The organism is Lentilitoribacter sp. Alg239-R112, from assembly GCF_900537175.1.
GTDB lineage: Bacteria > Pseudomonadota > Alphaproteobacteria > Rhizobiales > Rhizobiaceae > Lentilitoribacter.
In genome coordinates this window covers 405,103-425,120 of sequence record NZ_LS999833.1, presented here as the reverse complement: position 1 = coordinate 425,120, position 20,018 = coordinate 405,103, and the positions used below count along the sequence as shown (strand labels likewise).

The following is a 20,018-nucleotide window of genomic DNA, read 5'->3' as shown; positions in this document are numbered from 1 at the left end:
CGGGTAAAAGCGCCAATTAGCACCAACCTAAGAGGAGTGCACCCCAATGGAACTAGGACAACAAGAAGACTTTATCGAAGAACCCAATGAGGCAATCGGAGAAGAGTTGGAAGTTGAAACGTTAGAAAATGAAGAATCTGACGAAATCGAACCCAATGAGGAATTGATCGAAGACAAAGCCGAGGAAACGGAGCTTGATGCAGATGCAGAAAGCCAGCCAAATACCGACGGCTTTGAGGAAATGGAACTTGATGGTGAAGTCTATCAGGTGCCTAAAGCTCTTAAAGAAGGCTACATGAAAAATGCGGATTATACGCAGAAAACTACCGAAGTAGCCCAGCAGCGGAAAGAACTCGAGGAAAAGACTACTAGTTTCCAAAAAATGTCAGAAGTAATGGAACAAGAGCTTGATGCGAGAGCGGCTTATAACAACAACCAAGGACGTTTAGAAGAGCTTCATAATGTCGATTGGCAAGCCTATGTAGACCAAGATCCTATTGGGGCTCAAAAACTGCAATTTGAATATACGCAATTGCAGAATGAGCAACAACAGATACAGGCTTATTTAAATAATGCTTACGTTCAAAAGACCGAAGCTGCGAAGCAGGAAACTGCCAACCGCATCTCGGCAGCTAAAGAATACGGGCAAGAGAATATCAAAGGTTGGTCCCCTGATTCATATGATGAAATTGTTAATTTTAGCATTAATGAGCAGGGTTTCACTCGAGAGCAACTAGACTCAGCAATGAGCCCAAATGTTTTGAAAATTCTTCATTTAGCAAAACTTGGCTCTCTATCGCAGAAAAAACAGGCTGCAATACCAACTCTTTCACAAAAGGCAAAGGCAACCAAACCGCTCAAACAAGTATCTAGTCGAAGCTCGGGCGTGTCTACCAAAGACCCGTCAGACATGTCTATGTCCGAATACGATATATGGTCTGCAAAAACATTTAAATAAACCAAAGCTTGAACGTCGTGATGACAGTCCAGGCCCTTAGAAGGATTTTAGCAAATGGCTAATGATATCAAAAAACAGTCGTCAGTCTTCACAAAAGAAGCCTTGCGCATCCTCGAAAACACTCTTGTTATGACAAAAAAGGTCCACACGGACTATAACAGTGAGTTTTCCCAAAAAGTAAACGGCATGAAAAAAGGCGACACTGTATCTGTTCGTCGCCCTGCTGATTTCACGGTTCGTACTGGTGCGACACGCTCGAACCAAGATGTTGAAGAAGGTTCAACAACTATCACCATGAATTCTCAAATTGGTGTTGATGTTGGCTTTACTTCAAAAGAGATGACTACGGATATTGACAAATCAGGTGTTCGTGACCGTGTTCTTAAGCCGGCAATGATCCAACTTGCCGACTATATTGATCGTCAAATTATGGATTTGTATAAATATGTTCCAACTTGGCAGGGTACGCCGGGTCAAACAATCGATGCGTTTACAGACTTTGCAAAAGGTCCGCAGCGTATGGATGAGTTATCGGTTCCGACAGAGCGTTGTGGCGTCCTTTCCCCTGCTGACCATTGGGGGCTATTAGGTGGGCAGGCCGCATTGCAAGCAAGTGATAAACTTGTTCAAGACGCCTATACGATGGCTCGTTTGGGTAATATTGGCGGTGTTGATACTTACTCAGCTCAAAACGTCCCAACGCATACCGTTGGTGCGCATGGTGGTACACCGCTTGTCAATGGCGCTTCGCAAAACGATACCTATGCGACAGCTAAAGACACAAGCAACTTTACATCATCTCTTGTGACTGATGGTTGGACAGCCTCAGCGACGGTTCTAAAAGCTGGAGATGTCTTCACGATAGCGGGTGTTTATGCGGTTAATCCGGTCAGTAAGGCTAAGTTGCCGTTCTTGCGTCAATTCACTGTAACTTCCGATGTGACTGCTGATGGCTCTGGTAATGCTACATTGACTGTGTCACCTGCTATGATTTCATCTGGTGCGCAAGCAACAATTGACAGCACACCTGCTGATAACGCAGCTATCACAGTGATGGGGGCAGCCTCAACGGGCTATCGCCAAAACATGATATTCCATAAAAATGCATTTGCCTTTGTATCTGCACCTATGGAAATGCCAGCGTCTGCATATGGTGGTACTCGCGAGAGCTATAAAGGCATCTCACTACGCCTTATCCCAGGCTATGACCACACGAACGATATCGAAAGCTGGCGCTTTGATGTTCTGTTTGGAACTAAGGCAATTGACCCGCGCCTTGCGTGTCGCCTGTCTGGTACAGCTTAATTTAAACTTTAATCGGGCGGCTTCTGGTCGCCCTTTTTAATTTGATTAGAGGAATTTAAAATGCAAGCTAAAACAGATGTTTGGATGTATGCCGTATCTGGTAAAAAGTTATTTCTACAAGGCGAAGAGATACCAAAGGGTTATGTTGACTCTCCTGCAAAAGTTAAAAAAACAGAACTTGTAAAAAAAGCGGGTCAAAATGCCAATAAGTAATTACACCGAGTTAAAAACGGCAATTACTGAATGGATGGATCGCGAAGACTTGTCCGGCAGTGCGGCTGACTTTATTTCGTTAGCAGAAGCCCGACTAAATCGCCGGTTAAAGAGTTTTGAGGTCGATACCGTGCTTTCCGGGGCTGATGGGTCACAAAGCATTGATATCAGTTCGTTAAGTCTATCAGAGCCAGTTGCACTCTATTGCACAACTCATAACGATGAGTACGAAATTTTACTTAAAGCCCCAGGGACTATTGCGTATAGAGATGCAGCGGGTTCACCCGAATTTTATGTAATTGACGGTGATAACATTGAATTTAATCGCCCTCAATCTGGCGCACAGACATACCGATTTGTTTACCATGAGCGTTACGCATTGTCAGACGCAGCACCTACCAACTGGCTTTTAACCAATCACCCCGACGTGTATCTGGCAGCGTCAATTGTTTGGGGTAATGTTTATATTGCTAATGTTCAAAGTGCGCTTTTATTCAAGCAAACACTTGATGAGTTCATTAAAGAAACTCGTAACTATCTTTCACAAAATAAACGCGGCATTCGTTCTGTTGATGACGCTCTTTTAGCCAATGGGGCTAATCGATACGCGTCAAACACGTATGATATAGCTTAATTGGTTTTATGTAATGATACCATTCCCATCATTTGAACCTGATAAATCGCCGTTTAACTACATGGCGAGTGAGGGCATATTAAACGTATTGCCCACGGCTGACGGTCATAAGCCAATGCCTTCACTAGTTGATATATCCAGCGCTCTAGGTGATGAATGCTTGGGTGCTACTTCTATTCAGAGTGATGATGGCGGTATAACAATTATCGCAGGAACTAGAACCGCGCTTTATAAGCTCAATACATCAACAAGCCCTTATAGTTGGACAGATATTAGCAAGGCTGGCGGATACAACGTTCCTATAGGCAATAGGTGGTCGTTTGCGTTATTTGGGAATAACCTCATAGCTGCTAATCTGGGCGGCGTTCTTCAATCATATGATATAACAACTGCGGGCATTTTTGCAGATATCGCCGGATCTCCTGTTTGCAGTGTGGTTTGGGTTTCTGGCGATTATTTAGTTTGTGGTCAATTAGATGGACAAACAAACGCTATACAATGGTCCGGGTTGAATGATTCCAGTTTCTGGACATTGGGTAAACGCGGTTGTGATATTCAGGTTTTCCCAGATGGTGGTCCAGTTTTATACGGGTTTGGTTCGCAAACGGGCAGCATAGTGATGCAGCGCGATAAATTCCGGTATATGAACTTTGCGCCTAATTCGGGAATGACATTTACATTCTCAGAAGCAAACAATGAACGCGGTATTCTCTCACAATATTCTGTCGCTAATATTGGTCCAAATAAGTTCTTCTATTTAAGTAAAGACGGCTTTTATATGGGCATAGAAGGTCACCCAATCGGCGCAACCCGTGTTGATAATTGGTTCTTCGATAATGTTGATCATGACTATTTATATGACGTTCGCGCTGTCGTAGACCCATATGAGAAAATAGTGTGGTGGTTTTTCCAAAAAACTAACGGAACAAAGCAGCTTCTAGGGTACGATTGGCAGCTAGATAAATGGTGTCTTTCAGATCAAGACTTAACAGAAGCGGTTGCGTTGTTAACGCCTGGTGTTTCATGGGACGGGCTTGATCTACTCTATGATACAATCGACGATATTAACGTTCCATTTGATAGCCGAATTTTCAAAGGTGGAGCGCCAGCATTTGCGGCGTTTACCACAGATCACAAGTTAGCCTACTTTACAGGTTTACCATTAGCAGCAACGCTTCAAACAGCGCAGGTTGAATTAACGAAAGGTGCAAGATCGTTTGTTTCTGGCGCACGTGTTGAGGTAGATACGCTTGGTTTCACGGCTCAAGTAGGGTGGGGTGATTTTCACGGCGATGCCATCACAAATGACACAGCGATTGCACCGTCTGCACGATCTGGAAAACTTCCATTTAGATCGTCAGGCCGATTGCACCAATTTGCCGTTAATCTATCAGCGGGAACCAGTTGGACGTCGATAAAGGGCATTTCACCTGATTTCGTACCGGAGGGGCAGCAATGATTACAGCAAACTATAGCGGCGGCCTTGAATTGACTGATACTATCGCATTATCAGATACAAGCATCACAGACATTTACACCGCCCCTGATAACCAAGATATTCTGACAGGCTTCGCAATAGCCAACAATAACAGCTCAGCAATTATAGTAACTTGCTACATCAACAAAGGCTCAGACGTGATTGTCTTTAAAACCTCAGTCACGGCCAATGAAACAATTGTTCAGACAGACATGCCGTTAAAACTCAGGGCAGGTTATATCTTCAAGGCGAAGGCTGCGACAGGTGGATATATTACCGTCACACCCATCATCACTAGATTTGATACAAATGAATCCGTACATCGCTAGGGTAGATGAAGTTGATAAAATTTGGCCGCTTATAGCGCAAGACCTAAACAACGCATGTAAACGGTGTAGGGCTGATGAATATAACGCTGGTGTTCTTTGGCAAATGTGCCGTTCAGGACAGGCGTTTTTGATTTTAACGTGTGATGGGTCGAAAATCTTACAATCAAGCGTGTGGCGCTTCGATACGCCTAAACAGCCACATTCTTTCCGGTGTGTAATGCTTGCGGGGAAGAATATGAAGCTTTGGCTTGGTCCAATGCAAGAATTCATAACAAAAATAGCAAAAGAAAATGGTGCAACTCAGCTCGTGACAACGGGCAGGGCGGGGTGGCTCCGGTTGTTTCCTAACGCTGAGAAAATCGGCACTGATTACGAAGTGGATATTTAATATGGGCGGCGGCGGTTCAGCACCTACACAAACAACAACGCAGCAAAGCAGCTCAACACCTTGGGCGGCAGCGCAGCCATATATGAAAACAGGTATGAAAGAGGCCGATAAACTATTCAAAGCTGGCACCGGCGCGAAAGTTTACGAGGGGTCAACGGTTACGCCTTGGTCAGATCAAACAACGGCTGGCTATGCTGGCATGGAAGGTATAGCCAACGATAATTCAAATGGGCAAGGGCTATCAGGTCAATTCCAGAGTGTAATTGATAATGGTGGCTATAACGCAAACCAGCAACAAGCCGTAGATTCATTCACAGCAACCGCTAATGGCACTGAAAACGACGAAGCATATCAGCGCATGAGAGCTAATACGCTTGAAGATGCGCAACACGCGGTCAATGAATCATTCTCTTCGGCTGGTCGTTATGGTGGTGCAATGCATCAAGGCGCGGTTGCTGAAAACATTGCAGATGCCGGGGCACGTATGGATTACGGCCAGTTACAACGCCAAGATGCGGCAAACTCGAATTTGTTTAACATGGGTCAACAAGCTCAAGGGAATGTTTCTAATGCCTATCAGCAAATGCAATCACCTTGGCAAACCCAGCTTGAAGTTGGCGCGGCACACGACCAATTAGCTGGACAAAATCTAAACGACAAATTGCGCATTTGGCAAGAGAAGCAGAATAAACCCTGGCAGCAACTAGGCCAATACAACTCCGCAATTTCTGGTGTTGGTTCTGGTTATGGGTCCAGCTCAATGACAGCACAACAACCCGGACAACCAGGGGCAAACCCTTGGGGGCAAGCCGCAGGTCTGGCTCTTGGCGCTGGCTCACTATTTGGAGGCTTTTAAATGAGCAATCCTTGGCAGACACAACAACCAATCACACAACAAGGCGCAATGGGTGGTTTTCGCCGTGGTGTTCGTGGTGCATTTGGTGATCGTGGCAACATGTTGGCAACGGCTGCGGGTTTGATGTTTGGTCAAAATCCACAGCAACAACTTCAATCAATGCAAATGGGCTTGGCTCAAGGTGGGCAATTGCGCGCGCAGAACGAGGAAAGACGGCAAGTAGCACAACAACGTAACAAGACTATGGAATACCTCATGCAGAATAGGCCAGATCTTGCCGCGCAAGTAGATGCTGGATTGCCTATTGGTGATGCTTGGGGGCAAGTACTTAAGGCGCAAGCACCAGTTAAACCAGCTTCGACAGCGATAGCTAACTTCGAGTATGGGCAACAAAATCCAGAATTCAATGATTACCAATTGGCGCAGAAAAAAGCGGGAGCGCAGAATATTACTGTCGGCGGCGGTAAATACGGTACAATCCCTCCAGGTTATGAACTGGTTGAAACGCCAGAAGGTGCTAGACTTGTCCCTATAGCCGGAGGCCCTAAAGATACAACGCAAACTGATCTGGCAAAAGCTGAGAACGAAGTTCAAAAAGCGACCGTTGCTCGACAAGCTATCTCAGATATCAAAGGACAACTTAATCAAGGCGGCATGTTTAATCTGCCTGAGGTTGGGATTGTCGGCTCTCAACTGGCCGGAATGGGAATTAATCAAGAAGCCGTGGACGTAAAACGGAAGCTGGAAACGCTTCAATCTGTCGTTTCCTTTGATCGCCTACAACAGATGAGAAATGCCAGTCCGACGGGCGGCGCACTTGGTGCGGTTTCAGAACGGGAACTTGCATTACTTCAAAGCAGCATGGGCGCTCTATCGAATGACATGTCACAAGAAGAGCTTATCAAAACACTCGATTTCATTGATGGGGTTATGAGTAAGTTTGCTGCTTATCCAGGCGGTGGCGATCTTGGCGAAGTTGGTGAACCAAACATCAATTCACTACTAGACAAATACGGTGACTAATGGCTGACATTGAACGAATGAAACGTGCACTGGTAAACGCTCATAATGCGGGTGATACTGGAGCGGCTAAAACTCTGGCAAACGCTATCAAGGCACAGTCACAAGCACCCGTACAAGAACAACAGCCGCAAGAGGCGCGTTGGGATCACAAAGTCGGTGCCGCGATTGATGGCGTGGCTCAAGGCCTAACTTTTGGCTATTCGGATGAGATGGCGGCGGGTATGGCCTCTGGCGGCGGTCTATGGGGTGATTATGATGAAGAATTAGAAGCCGAACGCGCGCGTATGGCTGAAAATAAAGAACTGGCTGGCGGCTATGAATTAGGTGGTCAGATCGTTGGCGGTCTAAGCGGCGGTCTTGGATTGGCTAAGTCTGGTGTGACATTGCTTTCGAAAGCCCCTACGGTTGGCAAAGCCGCACTAGAAGGTGCTGCATATGGTGCGGCTCATGGTTCGGGAATGGCAGAAGAAGGGAATAGGCTTCAAGGGGCTGCAACGGGCGCGATAATGGGCGCTGCAACCGGTGGGTTAGCACAAAGTGGTGCAAATGCATTGAAGAGCAAGTTAGCAAATCGTGCTGTCCAAAAGGGTGCGTTCGCCGTTGATGATGTTAAGTCACAGGCTCAATCGCTGTATACTAAGATGCGTCAATCTGGTTTGAAAATAAGAGAGAGCAAAGCAAACAACATCAAGGGAAACATTGATATATTCTTACATAAAACTACACCAGAACTTGCGCCAGAAGCCCATAAACTGAAAGAGTTTGTTAAACGGAGTTTGGTTGGTGATGTCGATATTGAGGATATGCACAATATCTCAAAGACAGTGAATAGGGTAAGCCGTTCCAATCTAGCGCCGGAAGATGCTCATTACGTCGGTAAAATCAAACAATCTATTGATAGTGCTTTCGATGCCAGTAAGGCGACTGATTATAAAGGTCCATTGTCAGCATTACCTTTGAAGAAACAAGCCGATGAACTTTGGCGTACAGCTCGCAAATCAGAAATAATTGACGAGATCTACGAGAAGGCGCAGAATCAAGCGACAGGCTTTGAAAATGGCTTAGTCAACCAGTTTAGATCGCTTGCAAACAATGCCAAGAAAATGAAGCAATTTACACCTGATGAACAGCGGATGATTAAAGGACTTGTTCGACGAGGTAGTGCTAGAGCGATATTAAAAGGCGTAGGTATGTTGTCGCCAACAAGTACATTTGGCGCTTTGGTAACTGGTGGTGCTGGCGTTGGTACTGGTGTTGTTCCAGCGGCTGCATTAGCTGCAACAGGTTATGGATCAAGAAAAGCAGCAGAGGCGATGACACGTGGTAAGGCTAACGCAATTCGTCAAGCCGTTATGACTGGTCAAGCACCTATTCGGTCAACCTCGACAACAGCCAAACACCTAATATCACCACTATCGCAGCAATCAGCAGCCCAAACTCATCAATCAGCCAACCAGAACCGTACAAGCCTACCGTACCCAAAACGAACATCACGATAGCGATAAGCACTTTATGCCATAGCTTGAACTGGAAGTTGTCGTTTGCGGGCTGGTTGTTCATTTGAATTTTACACTGCTAACTTCTGCGTTAAGTACCAAATTTTCCATTCCCATTTTTTCATATTTTGTTTGGAGTTGAAAGTAATAGCAATTTTTACGAGTCGATTGAGGATCTATAATTAAGTCTGATTTCACATAAGTGCCAGATAACAAGACATTTGTTGATCGCCCAGGTACGGTTGCATCAATATTAAACCTTAAATATTCAATCGTTTTCTTAGATTGGTTGTCAATCGTGATTTTGATGGGGTATTTTTCTCGACATGTTTCAAGGTCATATTCTGCTCTTATGTGTATTGAAGATAAATGTTGCCCTTTGCTTTGCCATTCATAAGCTGCGACCACTACCCAAATCGCAATGCCAAGAGCGATCAATGAGATGATTACAATTAGCAACCATTTAAGGAGCCATTTAGTGTACTCGATAAGAATGTTTCCAGAATCCTTTTTGTCTTCTGGTTGATCAGTCATCGGAATCCTTGAGTTTGCTGCTACGAAACAATCTTGCTCTGTCGGGGTTGCGATTAAACTTTAACATTCACACCGCAATCTTTTAGTATTGAGTTTGCGGTGTGGCGAGATTTTAGGTTCTTTGGGACAGTAGTTAGATGCTGAGTATTTTCATTGGACCATTTTTCATGTGACCCCTTGCCACCTTTGACTTGAGAATATCCAGCAGCAGATAAAAGTTGAGTTACTTGCTTGTAAAATCCATTCAAAGGATCAAGCCATAGCTATATTTTCAGGGCGTTGCCACAAAATAGAAGGAATTAAATCTTTGATTGGATTATTAACTACTAGCTCATTAGGCATATGGTTAGCCATAATTAAGTCGCGAGCATGCTCGTTCATTAAAGCTTCAAATTCTTCAATTGTATCGGCTTCGATATGCAAACCGTTAATATTGCTTTCGCTATAAAACACGTTCGCTTCTTCATCGCGAAGGGCGCGAACATAAAAAGTACGAGTGGTCATTGGCTCCCTTTCTTCACCCAGTTGGGCGTATAAATTTGAACATTACACTATATATAGTAATTGAAAAGCATTAAAATAGAGGTAAGCGGCACACTTTTATTCGAATCTATATACATTGTGCGATCTTCGCGAACCTTACCTAATGTATAATAACACAGAAACCAAGCCGCCGGATAAAATTAAAATAACGATTACGTGGCCCTGCAATGCGGGGCTTTTAGCCTGGCATTGCAATTTTAGTCGCGATTCGATTGCACCGTGCGCGTATATCTGAGTTCTATCAAACACTATCGGTATGTTTATACAGTGGGGCAGCCCGACTTTTTCAGTTACTTGTTTTGTATTTTGGTGAAGCTTGCTGAGTAAACTAGCTTTAATCAGGGGCAGGCGTACATATTTATTAAGTTGGACAAATTGACCCAATTGAGAATTTTTCGCCAATAATGTCTTGTTTTTACGCAAAGTGGCACCATATCGGTGTTGGAAAGCACAATATGAGCGATATTTGGTCATTATTTGATCAAAATTAGTTGTAATCATTGTGTTAACAAAAAGTTAATAAGCCTGTTGATTGTAGAGAAAAGTTGTTCTATGAATCAATTATTGGTAGTGGTTCCAGATATTGAAACCGAAAACTTGGTAAGCTTTGGTTAACCTAGAACCCATATCATACAGGGAGATTAACGGATTCGGTAATCGTGTTGTGGTGTACTGCAAAAGCTGACGCTAGTTAGCACGATTTGAAATGCAAGATTGGAGTTTTAGCATGCTAATTAAAACAAACATCGTTCTGCTTCGGGAGGGCAATGGGGGTTAATCCTAAATTGCTATTGCAAATGAAGAAACGCTGTGGTTGTATGCCGCAGCGTTTTTTCGTGGTGGATAGAAAACGTGGGGGGCTTTCATGGACGTAAAAGAATGTATGGATATATTCGTCAGCCATGGCGAAAAGGGTGTGCTATGTGCGATTGAAACAGGGTCGGATAGCACAACGATTGCTGGATTTGCATTGTGTGTTGCGTTATTGTCGCTAGGGACAATAGTTTACTCCGCTAGCGTTGCTAAAAAGCAATATAAAGTGATGGAGAAGCAGAGTGAAACCACTCAAGAACAGGTTGTTGCGTTAAAAACGCAAATTGTAGCTCACGAAAGAGCGGAAGATGCCAAACGAGAATCGCATAGTTCAAACACGCTGAAAGCTATGGAAAATGAAGCCCAGATAGCAAAAAAAAGAGCTATGTTAGATATCTTGGTGAAGCTTAATTCCGATGCAGATTGGATGGCCAACAGAGAAAAGTTCATTAGTCTAAAAGGACAAAAAGCTGGATTAGCGCAATGGGCAAATAAAAACGGGGCTTCTACGCAAGTAGTAAGACGACAGTTAAATCAATATGAGCTAATAGCATCTGGTATTAAAAATGAAATACTGAGCCAAGAGCTTTACCATTCATTCTATCGAACTACAGTAGTTCGAGATTTTGTTGCAGCCTACCCATTCATTATAGCTGAAAGATCGACGTTGGGCGGAGCGTCTTTCTACAAAGAATTTGAAGACCTTGCTATAAAATTTGCGAAAGCAAAAGAGATAGAAGATATACTGCCAGAAATTGCAAAGCAAAAAATAGCTACTGGTGAACCTGAAATTTAGAAGAATTTTAATAGTATGATTTATAGCCTCGCTTTTGCGGGGCTTTTTTATTGGCAGCGAGAAAACAAGGCTTCGTTGCCATCTGTTTGCGTAAGTATCAACTCATCGCCTTCAACTAAGAAATCTAACTGATAGTCTTCACGACCATCACAGATAAACCGTTCTGACATTTCGCCAGTCTCAAGGCTCATAACTCGCTTGCAATAATCTGCTTTGTTTATTCGAACGACCGCGAAGCCGTGAGGGATCGTTTCAATATGGAATGTCGAGCCATCGTTACAATAGCTTTCTCCAGCGAAAGCACTCGAAGCAACCAAACTTAATATTAATGCAATACTTTTCATGAGGCCCTCTCAATGGCATCTAGACAACAGTCATATTACTCTCAGGTTTATGAAACAGCACGAAATCTAGGCGCAAATGAGGTGCAAGCACGTCTAGCCGCTTCGCAAGCCTCATTAGAGACTGGATACGGTAAATCTGTCAAAGGAAATAATCATTTCGGCATTAAAGCAGGTGGAAAATACAAAGGTAAGACCGTTAATTTTGCTACTCATGAGGTCTACGGCGGTAAACGAGTAGGCATAACCGATAAATTTCGTGCTTATGATGGATTGGCGGGTTCGGTTAAGGGCTATCTCGAATTCATGGAGAAAGCTTATCCTAAATCTTGGAATGCTCCAGATTTTCAAAGTGCAGCTCGTAATCTCAAAAATGGACGTTATGGGAGTTATGCCACCGATCCAAAATATACCTCAAAGTTAAATTACATCTCAGATCGTTTTGGAGGTGAACAGGCAGCCCCATCTCCCGCTTTAGCCTACAACAATCAATCCCTGCCTACAGGCTCGCAAACACCAACACCTTGGCGACCACAACCAGTATTACCAGCGCCACGCGGCATTGTTTGGCATGGCGGTGGTCTAGATGCACCAAAGCGTACAGAGGTTGCCAGTTTAAGCGGTTGGCCTATTGGTAAAGTCGAAAGACAGCCATTAGAGCGAGCAAGGCCAGCTATTCCAGCGAATAAAACGGCAGCACTGTTACAGAGACATTATCAGAGTAAACCACCTTCAAGCCTTCCAGCGGTTCCGGTAGGTCGGGTAACGCGTGAGAACTTGCCACCTGCAAGGCCAACTGTGCCGCTAGGTTATTCAGCAGGTGCATATAAAAATTATCAAATGGGTGCTCCTGTACTGGAAACACCAGGCTACGTAGATCCGTTGGTATCGTCTCAACCGCAAGCACCAATCATAGAAGGCCCAGCCGGACAGCCTCTTGATATCATTCCCACCGTTCCAATCCCTGCATCACGTCCAACAAGAATGGATAGATTTAAACATAAAGCGGGTGCGCACCTCAAAGAGCAGTTGAAGCCTCAAACGTTGGCTGCTCGTGCGCTTGGTGGCCTGTTGCTTGGTCCAGTTGGCGCGCAGATTGGGCCTAAGGTCGCTCAATTCGCCAATCGACGCATGAACAACGGGCAGGGCTTTAACTTTGGGTTTAACCGCTCTTCACAATCCCCATCAAACACTTTTAACGCATGGGGCAGTAACGGAAGTCAGCGAGTTTCAAATGTCATGAACGGCAATGGCGGCGGTGCAGGTGCGATAGCCAATTCAAGAAACTACGTAAGAACCCAACGAGCTGATGGGCGATACGATCAATACAACAAGCAAACGGGCAAGACATCGATAGGTGGTGATTTCAATCACAATCAATCGGACAGCTCATTTTTATCATCAATATTTGGATAGGATAAATGTCAAAAGATAAAATAAGCGATTACGACACTACCGCTGCAAACAATACAGATGTCGGCGGGACGGATATTCAAGGCTCTGCCGCCGTTAGGAACATGGACAATGGTTTGCGTACAATTATGTCACATCTTGCCAATCTCAACACTGGCGTTTCATTCATTCATGACACATTTAAAATTGCTGATGCTGATGCAGAAACAAAGATTGCCAAGTTTGATGCTGGCTCAATAACAGCAGGACAAACACGGACTTACACATTTCCAGATAAAGACGGCACGTTTGCCATGGCTGCGGATGTGCCCGAAATTTCAAATATTGCGCTCATTGATAGCTCGGATGATGGTTCAAAGAATACGGCTCTTAATATTCCGTCTGGCACAACGGCCCAAGAGCCTACAACGCCGAACGGTGTTCAGATTCGATATGATACTACATTAAATGAACTTAGATTTTTTAATGGCTCTGCCTACGAAGCTATTGGTGCTGTATTGGATGAAGATGATTTTGCATCTGATAGCGCGACTAAAGCCCCAAGCCAGCAATCAACAAAAGTATACGCAGATGGCTTGAAAATCCAATTAGGAACGGCTGTCGCTTCTACTTCCGGCACTGCAATTGATTTCACCTCAATTCCGGCTAGCGTTCGAAAAATAACCGTTAATTTCGAGGGCGTTTCAATGAACGCGGCGGCGTTTTACCAAATACAGCTTGGCGATTCTGGTGGGTTTGAAACCACAGGTTATAGCTCTGTTGCCTGTCTTTTTATTCCTTCAAGCCTTATTACAAGTTCAACCACTGGACTTGTAATTACTCGGAACGCTACCGCATCCGCAGTTCACTCAGGTACTCTTACCCTTGATCTATTAGACGCCTCATCAAACAAATGGGTTATGTCGAGTATGTTGGCAGATACAGCCACTAATTATTTGCATATTGGATCTGGCTCAAAAGGACTTTCCGGCGAATTAGACCGCGTTAGGATAACCACAACTACCGGAACGCCTACGTTTGATCTTGGTAATATTAATATTTCATGGGAGTTTTAACATGGTTGTTCGTCAAATTAATGTGATCACTGGCACGGTTACTAATAGAGACCAGACAGCTAGTGAAATCAAGGCAATTGAGGATTATGCAAAATTACCAAAAGTCAAAAGGGATACAGGGACATTCCGCGAGTTTATGGAGCTTTTCACTGACGCCGAAAAGTCAGCAATTATTGAATTAACGCAGACAAGCGTGGACATAAAACTTTGGTATGACCAGGCGCTGGCAGGCGATGTATTTTTAGGCCACGCAAAGGTTGACGCTGGTCTATCTGCGTTAGTTTCACTGACAATTATAACCGCAGAACGCAAAGCGGCAATCATAGCGTCAGATTTCGATGCCTGATTTTGAATGCACATATTGGCCTGATAATTGGTTTGGCCTCAACATAACAGATTGCTGTATTCAGCATGATTTAGGCGGCTCCGATTGGGAGCTTTTTTTATGCGTGGGTGAACAAGACCCGCGCTTATGGCCTGTTGCGGGCGTTATGCTTATCGGGCTTTCAACGCTTGGCGTTGTCTACAGGCGTTTTAAGCGCAAATAATCTAAGGAAATATCATGAAAACCTCAGAACAGGGGCTTGCGGAAATCGCGGCCCATGAAGGCGAAGTTATGGAGAAAACACTATGCGTATGAACCTTGGCTATACCCAACTAATTATTGACGAGTGCTTTGAGCAAGGGTGCTTACGTAATCAAGCCGCTTACATTTTAGCAACTGCATATTGGGAAACTGCGCGAACTATGAGGCCTGTTAAAGAGGCGTATTGGGTTGATGGTGCAGAAGCTTGGAGAAAGAAAAACCTTCGTTATTACCCTTGGTATGGTCGTGGTTTTGTTCAGCTAACATGGGAAGATAATTATATCAAGGCTGGTAAAGAATTGGGCGTGGATTTCACGAAAAACCCTGATAAGGTAATGGAGCCTAAAAACTCAGCTTACATACTGGTTAAAGGGTCTATGGATGGTTGGTTTACCGGTAAAAAGGTTTCTGACTATGTTACTCTCAAATCTTCAGATTTTCGTGGCGCGAGAAGAGTAATAAACGGCACAGATAAGCGTGATCAAATAGCGTCAATAGCTAAACAGTATGACAAAGCGCTGGAAGCGATGGGGTATGGTGTAGCTCAAGCAACAACGCCTGAAATCGAACAAGTCCCTATCGAACCCGATGGCCTTGATAAGCCGATGGTAAAATCAAAGACCAATTGGCTAACGGCCTTACAAGGCGCGGCGGGTAGTGCGGCAACCATGTTCACAGAGCTAAACCCATATATTCAAGGCGCTATCATTCTCTGCGTCATGTGTGCGGCTGGTTACGTGATATCTGAGCGGAAACGCTACCGTGATGAGGCACGAGCGATTAAGGCTGCGTTATGATCTTTGTAGCATTCATCGCGAAAAATGTGCGTTGGGTGGTTATCGGCGGAGCATTATTTTTTGCACTTTACGTCATCAATGTATTTGTCGATCACGCAATTCTCAAATTCGAAATAGATAACCTCAAAGCAACGGAGGCTCAGAACCATGAGCGTAACGAAACGAATGAAACCATTAACAACGCTTCTGATGCTGATAAGTGCAAGCTTCTTGGTGGGGTGTACACAAACGGGCAATGTCAGTGATGGTTCTGGCTATGGAAAGCAAACACCTAACTCTGGCACAAGAACCTACATAAGCCAATATGATCCAGTTTTTCGTGACCAAGTAGCCGCGCACAATTTGCAGTGTCACAAAGATAAAGGGTGCCGCAAATAATGGAAATCGCTATTAAAGACTTACTATATATTCTTGTGCTGGTCATAGGGGTAGCTAGTTCTCATTTCATGAATCGCGCTCGTATAATGGTTCTTGAGGAGCGGTCTCGAACGCATGGTGATCAGTTCGATAAGATTTTGAACGCATTAGAACGACTAGAAAGCAGGCTGGAACATAAGGCGGATCGCTGATGCCAACACCTCCAGTACCAGAAGAAGAACTTAAACGGCGATATCAGGCGTATCTTGACGACGGGCGGCAAGGCGCGGCAAATAAGCTTGGATTAGATGTTTGCGCTATTGATAGAGCTAGAAAATGGGCGGCAGCACACGGGTTAACGCCAACCGGACCCGTAATGGATGGTTACCGGATATCCAAATCCAGTTCAACGCTAGATGAAAAAGGTAATATTTTAAAGCAACATATTCAGCAGAAACCCGACTTGGGTGACGAATATGAAATGCCCGATAATTTTGAAACTAAAAAACGCACTATTCAGATAGGCGCTAATGGTCAAATAGAACGGCAATGGGATAAGATCGATAGGAAAGGTGCCCCAGATCCGAGAGAAGCCAAGGAAATCATCGAAAGCGCACTTAGTGGATTTAAAGGGTTTGGTAAGAGGAAAAAACCTAAAGGACTGGATAGAGATTCATTGTTCTGGTTGCCTGTTTCTGACCTTCATATCGGCGCATGTTATAAATCAAACGATAAGCGTCTTCGATGGGGCAGCAAAGACACAATATCCGATATAAAAGGCGCTGTTGTTAAGCTTATCGATGAAGCCCCGCCTTGTGGTAGTGCTATAATACAAGGGTTAGGTGATATATGCGACTATGATGGACTTGAATCGGTTACATCGAAGAGTAATAATATTCTGGAAACAGATTTATCATCTTCTGAAATGCTAGATGAAGCAATGCATCTTTTCCATTGGATGGTTGATTTATCATTGGAAAAGTTTGGCAAGGTTCATTTGTCAATGGTGCGAGGGAACCATGATCTTGTTACTACTCATAGCATTAAATCCTATGTCAAAGGTGTTTATTTAAAAGAGCCAGATGTAACGGTAGATACAAGCGATGACCCGCATGTATTACATACTCATTTCGACCATATGATTTTTGCCACACATGCCGATGAAATGAAGCCTTCTGAAATGCCAAATTTCATGTCAAAGGAACATGCGAAGGCATGGGGTAAAGCAAAGATAAGATGGGGATATTGTGGTCATCGCCATAAGTATGAAAAAAGCGGCGAAAGTGGCGGTGTTCTGGTTGAGCAGCAGCCTCCAATAGTCAGAGCAAATAGATACGCTAGAGGCCACGGCTATAGCTCATATAGAGGTATGCACAGTGCAGTATTTAAGTCAGGTGGCAGAGTTGTACAAAATAGAGTATTCTTTCAATGACTAGTCCCGTGTTTAAAGTCAAACCAACTCCAGATAAAGGCGTTCAGTTCAGATTATCCATTAATGATAACGAATACACCTTCAAAGATGCAAACGAACTACTAGCACTATTGCAGCAAGGTTTATCATGCCTTCAATTTAGAGCGCCTGATAAACTAAGATAATACCTTATCATATGATACGATATAGTTCCTTGACTCTCACAATATGTTCACATTATGTTCCGTATTAATTAAACCACGGAACTAATAATTGTTATCCTACGATACATATGGAAAACTGCGAGATGCGGGTTGGTCTATTTATGCCTGGTGCGCCAATTGTCGGAGAGGGCGTGAAATTGATCTAGCCAGTCAACCGCGTGATAAGTCTATTATCAATCAAAAGTATCGTTGTGATGATTGCGGAAGCCGCAATAACGGTACGATAAGCCCAAACTATGAATGATCTTGACCATGTATTTAAACCGGAAGGGTATTTTGCAGAAGGTTCGCATTCAGATGTTGAAGCCTTTAATATTGAGCAAGAAAAATGGGCTGAACAAGCTATTGAAAAGCTTATTATCAAATATGGTATTAGGCGTTCTGAGATTAAACTAGATTTCACCACATGGAGAAACTACAGGATTGCATTGATCTATGTGCGTGGCGGTCGTTATCACTACAATCCTATTAGGGGCAGGGTGCATTGTGCGCCTGCTTAATTTTATCTCCCTTAGTTATTTACAAAATTGTTCCGCCGATATTTTGCGGCATTGGGTCTAGATCATCAACGGTGAACCCATCAAAACTGGGATGATCCATATGGATATCTTTCTCGCTTGCGATTGAGATATTCAAACGTCCATCTCCGCGATAATCCCAATCAAGTCGAGTGACGATAAACGCGCCTTGAAAGTCTTTGTGATTTGGGTGCTTTTCATTCACTGAAACCATGGAGCCAATGCGCAAAGGCGTTATCTCAACCATCATTTTGTTGATGCTGTAAGCCATGTCTTTTGGGGCTAATCCATCTAGATCATGTGCGATTGATACTGCCTTGCTCATAGTCTTTCCTTTCTATCTTAAGAAGTCATGCCAGATTGTTCGGCAAATTCTTTGATCTTTGGTAAGAGATATTTGTCTCTCACGCGTTCAACGACACACATGCTTCCGTTGTGCTTTTCTTCCCATCGTCTGCAATGGGAACCGTAGAGTTTTAGCATGTCGTAGAAATTATAAAGATTGACGTGAGGCTTGGCTGTTTCATCAAATTTAAAGAACCAACTCTTTTCTAAGTCCTCTTCGGTTTCATTTTCAAGTTCGTCATCGAATGCCTTTGCAAGTCCTGTCAAAACAGAGCTTATTTTTTTTTCTAGTTCCTTACTCATTTTCGTGTCTTTCTATCTTATAAGGTTTATCTCTAGGCCCTCTGGGTAATCGTGTGACTCGAGACTGCTTTGTGAAACGCTTCCGCGAATTCAAAACTCGTCTCAATGCTAGTTCCATTTTTATAGAAGACTTGCCCCGCCGAGTGATAAGGTGGCCCGCCATCTGGCCTTTGGGGTAAGGACTCTACCGCCAGCACTTCGTCAATATCGATAAGTAGCCCGCCGTGTTTAAAGTAATTCATTCTCTCTTCTCCTATCTCTACTTGCTAAGACGCGCGTTTAATTTGCGCCTGAATTCAATTGCTACTTCAATAGAATTAGTTAGCTTCTCGTAGCGATCAGCTTCATCTAATGCGTTTTCCCAACTCATTAAGGCGTTGTCGAAGTTTTGCTTTAGCTGGTCGTCATCTAGTTCAGGGAAGTTATCGACTAAATTATCATTCATCTTCGAGGCTCCTATCTCTATGTGTTTGTGGTGCAATTTTGTTCGATTTTGAGACACAAAGTACTTTGTCGTTCGTTTGTGAGCTTCAAGCCTCTTAATCCTATATGTGTTGGGGTGGGGTTAGATAATATCATTAGCTTCTGAAAACGCTGCAAATTGATCAGTATAAACTACGCTACCGCCGGGCATGTAAATTACAGCCGGAGGCGTTGCATAGGACATCTTCTCAAGCCATCCTGCGGCGTCGTACTCCGCACCTTCACAGTCCCAACGAGCCACGACTACCCATCTACCGCTACTTTTAAGTAATCCACGAATTCCTTGATCACCTATCATCTCTCTTACTCCTTAGTTTCCATATTGGGTTGGTTGGGGATTAGCCCCTTTAAAAACACCACACTGTTTTGTGTCTTTATGTGTGACATCACCCATTCATCCGTAAGATCAGACACAAAATAGATGGTAAGCAGGTCGTCGTCTGTCGCTTCACCCCACTCTGTTAGCCCTACGTATTTGTAGAATTTATGTGGTGAGTCACGCGGAGGCGCACCCCAGTGAACGTATATCTCACAAGGCGATTTTAAACGTTCAAGTAATTCGGTTCGATCACTCATTCACTTATCCTTTCTCAACTTCCATTTTCGATTTACGTAATTATTGGGCGGTGCGGGCAAGCTGAATTCGCGCAAACAGTTCCGAAAGGGCAACCACATATCGACATATATTGTTGCGATGGGAATTGGGGAGTGGGTACACTTTGACGTTCCAAAGGATATATCCCTTCTCTCAATCTGGCGACTTCGGCGCTCAATTCGGCTACCTCATTTTTAAAATCGTTAATTTCAGAATTTGATGTGT

Annotated in this window: 28 protein-coding genes; 19 read left to right on the top strand and 9 right to left on the bottom strand. The window is 44.0% G+C overall.

Annotated features, from left to right (window positions below):
- Window positions 1–106: 106 nt before the first annotated feature.
- From G3W54_RS02465 to G3W54_RS02420, 10 genes are all read left to right on the top strand, one after another.
- A complete protein-coding gene (locus G3W54_RS02465; protein WP_162651560.1) occupies window positions 107–958 on the top strand; it encodes a hypothetical protein in 852 nt (283 codons plus the stop codon).
- Between the two features lie 54 nt (window positions 959–1,012).
- Window positions 1,013–2,263 carry a P22 phage major capsid protein family protein gene (locus G3W54_RS02460; RefSeq protein WP_162651559.1) on the top strand — a complete coding sequence of 417 codons (1,251 nt, stop codon included), beginning with the start codon at window positions 1,013–1,015 and terminating at the stop codon, window positions 2,261–2,263.
- Between the two features lie 60 nt (window positions 2,264–2,323).
- On the top strand, window positions 2,324–2,476 hold the full coding sequence (locus tag G3W54_RS02455; RefSeq protein ID WP_162651558.1) for a hypothetical protein: 153 nt from the start codon (window positions 2,324–2,326) through the stop codon (window positions 2,474–2,476).
- Window positions 2,463–3,110, top strand: a complete 648-nt coding sequence (locus G3W54_RS02450; RefSeq protein WP_162651557.1) for a hypothetical protein — start codon at window positions 2,463–2,465, stop codon at window positions 3,108–3,110. The genes G3W54_RS02455 and G3W54_RS02450 overlap by 14 nt, the downstream gene beginning before the upstream one ends.
- A 13-nt stretch (window positions 3,111–3,123) precedes the next feature.
- On the top strand, window positions 3,124–4,569 hold the full coding sequence (locus G3W54_RS02445; protein ID WP_162651556.1) for a hypothetical protein: 1,446 nt from the start codon (window positions 3,124–3,126) through the stop codon (window positions 4,567–4,569).
- Window positions 4,566–4,916 carry a hypothetical protein gene (locus G3W54_RS02440; RefSeq protein ID WP_162651555.1) on the top strand — a complete coding sequence of 117 codons (351 nt, stop codon included), beginning with the start codon at window positions 4,566–4,568 and terminating at the stop codon, window positions 4,914–4,916. Before G3W54_RS02445 ends, G3W54_RS02440 begins: the two co-directional genes overlap by 4 nt.
- Window positions 4,917–5,151: 235 nt before the next feature.
- Window positions 5,152–5,304: a hypothetical protein gene (locus G3W54_RS02435; RefSeq protein ID WP_162651554.1), complete on the top strand. Its 153-nt coding sequence runs from the start codon at window positions 5,152–5,154 to the stop codon at window positions 5,302–5,304.
- Between the two features lies 1 nt (window position 5,305).
- Window positions 5,306–6,160: a hypothetical protein gene (locus tag G3W54_RS02430; protein WP_162651553.1), complete on the top strand. Its 855-nt coding sequence runs from the start codon at window positions 5,306–5,308 to the stop codon at window positions 6,158–6,160.
- Window positions 6,161–7,183 carry a hypothetical protein gene (locus tag G3W54_RS02425; protein ID WP_162651552.1) on the top strand — a complete coding sequence of 341 codons (1,023 nt, stop codon included), beginning with the start codon at window positions 6,161–6,163 and terminating at the stop codon, window positions 7,181–7,183.
- Window positions 7,183–8,682, top strand: coding sequence for a hypothetical protein (locus tag G3W54_RS02420; protein ID WP_162651551.1), 1,500 nt, complete (start codon window positions 7,183–7,185; stop codon window positions 8,680–8,682). The genes G3W54_RS02425 and G3W54_RS02420 overlap by 1 nt, the downstream gene beginning before the upstream one ends.
- A 57-nt stretch (window positions 8,683–8,739) precedes the next feature.
- On the opposite strand, the gene G3W54_RS02415 is transcribed toward G3W54_RS02420, so the two are convergent.
- From G3W54_RS02415 to G3W54_RS02405, 3 genes are read right to left on the bottom strand one after another with little or no spacing between them, the layout of a single operon-like run.
- Complete coding sequence (locus G3W54_RS02415; RefSeq protein WP_162651550.1) at window positions 8,740–9,213, bottom strand: hypothetical protein; 474 nt, start codon at window positions 9,211–9,213, stop codon at window positions 8,740–8,742.
- 53 nt (window positions 9,214–9,266) lie between these two features.
- The gene (locus tag G3W54_RS02410; protein WP_162651549.1) at window positions 9,267–9,461 is read right to left on the bottom strand and encodes a type II toxin-antitoxin system HicA family toxin; all 195 of its coding nucleotides are present in this window, start codon (window positions 9,459–9,461) and stop codon (window positions 9,267–9,269) included.
- A gap of 4 nt (window positions 9,462–9,465) precedes the next feature.
- Entirely contained in the window at window positions 9,466–9,717 is a 252-nt protein-coding gene (locus G3W54_RS02405) for a DUF1902 domain-containing protein (RefSeq protein WP_162651548.1), read from the bottom strand.
- A gap of 904 nt (window positions 9,718–10,621) precedes the next feature.
- On the opposite strand from G3W54_RS02405, the gene G3W54_RS02400 reads away from it, so the two are divergent.
- Window positions 10,622–11,365, top strand: coding sequence for a DUF4760 domain-containing protein (locus G3W54_RS02400; RefSeq protein ID WP_162651547.1), 744 nt, complete (start codon window positions 10,622–10,624; stop codon window positions 11,363–11,365).
- Window positions 11,366–11,412: 47 nt separating this feature from the next.
- Here G3W54_RS02400 and G3W54_RS02395 read toward each other — a convergent pair whose 3' ends face one another.
- Complete coding sequence (locus G3W54_RS02395) at window positions 11,413–11,709, bottom strand: hypothetical protein (RefSeq protein ID WP_162651546.1); 297 nt, start codon at window positions 11,707–11,709, stop codon at window positions 11,413–11,415.
- 12 nt (window positions 11,710–11,721) lie between these two features.
- On the opposite strand from G3W54_RS02395, the gene G3W54_RS02390 reads away from it, so the two are divergent.
- The 8 genes from G3W54_RS02390 to G3W54_RS02355 all read left to right on the top strand — a co-directional run bounded on the left by G3W54_RS02390 (window position 11,722) and on the right by G3W54_RS02355 (window position 18,049).
- Window positions 11,722–13,122 carry a glucosaminidase domain-containing protein gene (locus tag G3W54_RS02390; RefSeq protein WP_162651545.1) on the top strand — a complete coding sequence of 467 codons (1,401 nt, stop codon included), beginning with the start codon at window positions 11,722–11,724 and terminating at the stop codon, window positions 13,120–13,122.
- A gap of 5 nt (window positions 13,123–13,127) precedes the next feature.
- Entirely contained in the window at window positions 13,128–14,174 is a 1,047-nt protein-coding gene (locus tag G3W54_RS02385) for a hypothetical protein (protein WP_162651544.1), read from the top strand.
- A gap of 1 nt (window position 14,175) precedes the next feature.
- The gene (locus tag G3W54_RS02380) at window positions 14,176–14,520 is read left to right on the top strand and encodes a hypothetical protein (protein WP_162651543.1); all 345 of its coding nucleotides are present in this window, start codon (window positions 14,176–14,178) and stop codon (window positions 14,518–14,520) included.
- Entirely contained in the window at window positions 14,513–14,722 is a 210-nt protein-coding gene (locus G3W54_RS02375; RefSeq protein WP_162651542.1) for a hypothetical protein, read from the top strand. The genes G3W54_RS02380 and G3W54_RS02375 overlap by 8 nt, the downstream gene beginning before the upstream one ends.
- A gap of 82 nt (window positions 14,723–14,804) precedes the next feature.
- Window positions 14,805–15,557, top strand: coding sequence for a glycoside hydrolase family 19 protein (locus G3W54_RS02370; protein ID WP_162651541.1), 753 nt, complete (start codon window positions 14,805–14,807; stop codon window positions 15,555–15,557).
- Entirely contained in the window at window positions 15,554–15,802 is a 249-nt protein-coding gene (locus G3W54_RS02365; RefSeq protein ID WP_162651540.1) for a hypothetical protein, read from the top strand. Before G3W54_RS02370 ends, G3W54_RS02365 begins: the two co-directional genes overlap by 4 nt.
- Before the next feature lie 323 nt (window positions 15,803–16,125).
- Complete coding sequence (locus tag G3W54_RS02360) at window positions 16,126–17,346, top strand: hypothetical protein (protein WP_162651539.1); 1,221 nt, start codon at window positions 16,126–16,128, stop codon at window positions 17,344–17,346.
- Between the two features lie 439 nt (window positions 17,347–17,785).
- Window positions 17,786–18,049 (top strand): hypothetical protein, encoded by a 264-nt coding sequence (locus G3W54_RS02355; RefSeq protein WP_162651538.1) that lies wholly within the window; start codon window positions 17,786–17,788, stop codon window positions 18,047–18,049.
- 19 nt (window positions 18,050–18,068) lie between these two features.
- Here the strand turns inward: G3W54_RS02355 and G3W54_RS02350 are convergent, their stop codons facing one another.
- The 5 genes from G3W54_RS02350 to G3W54_RS02330 all read right to left on the bottom strand — a co-directional run bounded on the left by G3W54_RS02350 (window position 18,069) and on the right by G3W54_RS02330 (window position 19,774).
- Window positions 18,069–18,392, bottom strand: coding sequence for a hypothetical protein (locus G3W54_RS02350; RefSeq protein ID WP_162651537.1), 324 nt, complete (start codon window positions 18,390–18,392; stop codon window positions 18,069–18,071).
- Window positions 18,393–18,409: 17 nt separating this feature from the next.
- Entirely contained in the window at window positions 18,410–18,715 is a 306-nt protein-coding gene (locus G3W54_RS02345) for a hypothetical protein (protein WP_162651536.1), read from the bottom strand.
- A 259-nt stretch (window positions 18,716–18,974) separates the two neighbouring features.
- Entirely contained in the window at window positions 18,975–19,160 is a 186-nt protein-coding gene (locus G3W54_RS02340; RefSeq protein WP_162651535.1) for a hypothetical protein, read from the bottom strand.
- Window positions 19,161–19,280: 120 nt separating this feature from the next.
- Window positions 19,281–19,496: a hypothetical protein gene (locus G3W54_RS02335; RefSeq protein ID WP_162651534.1), complete on the bottom strand. Its 216-nt coding sequence runs from the start codon at window positions 19,494–19,496 to the stop codon at window positions 19,281–19,283.
- A gap of 5 nt (window positions 19,497–19,501) precedes the next feature.
- Entirely contained in the window at window positions 19,502–19,774 is a 273-nt protein-coding gene (locus G3W54_RS02330; protein WP_162651533.1) for a hypothetical protein, read from the bottom strand.
- Between the last annotated feature and the right edge of the window lie 244 nt (window positions 19,775–20,018).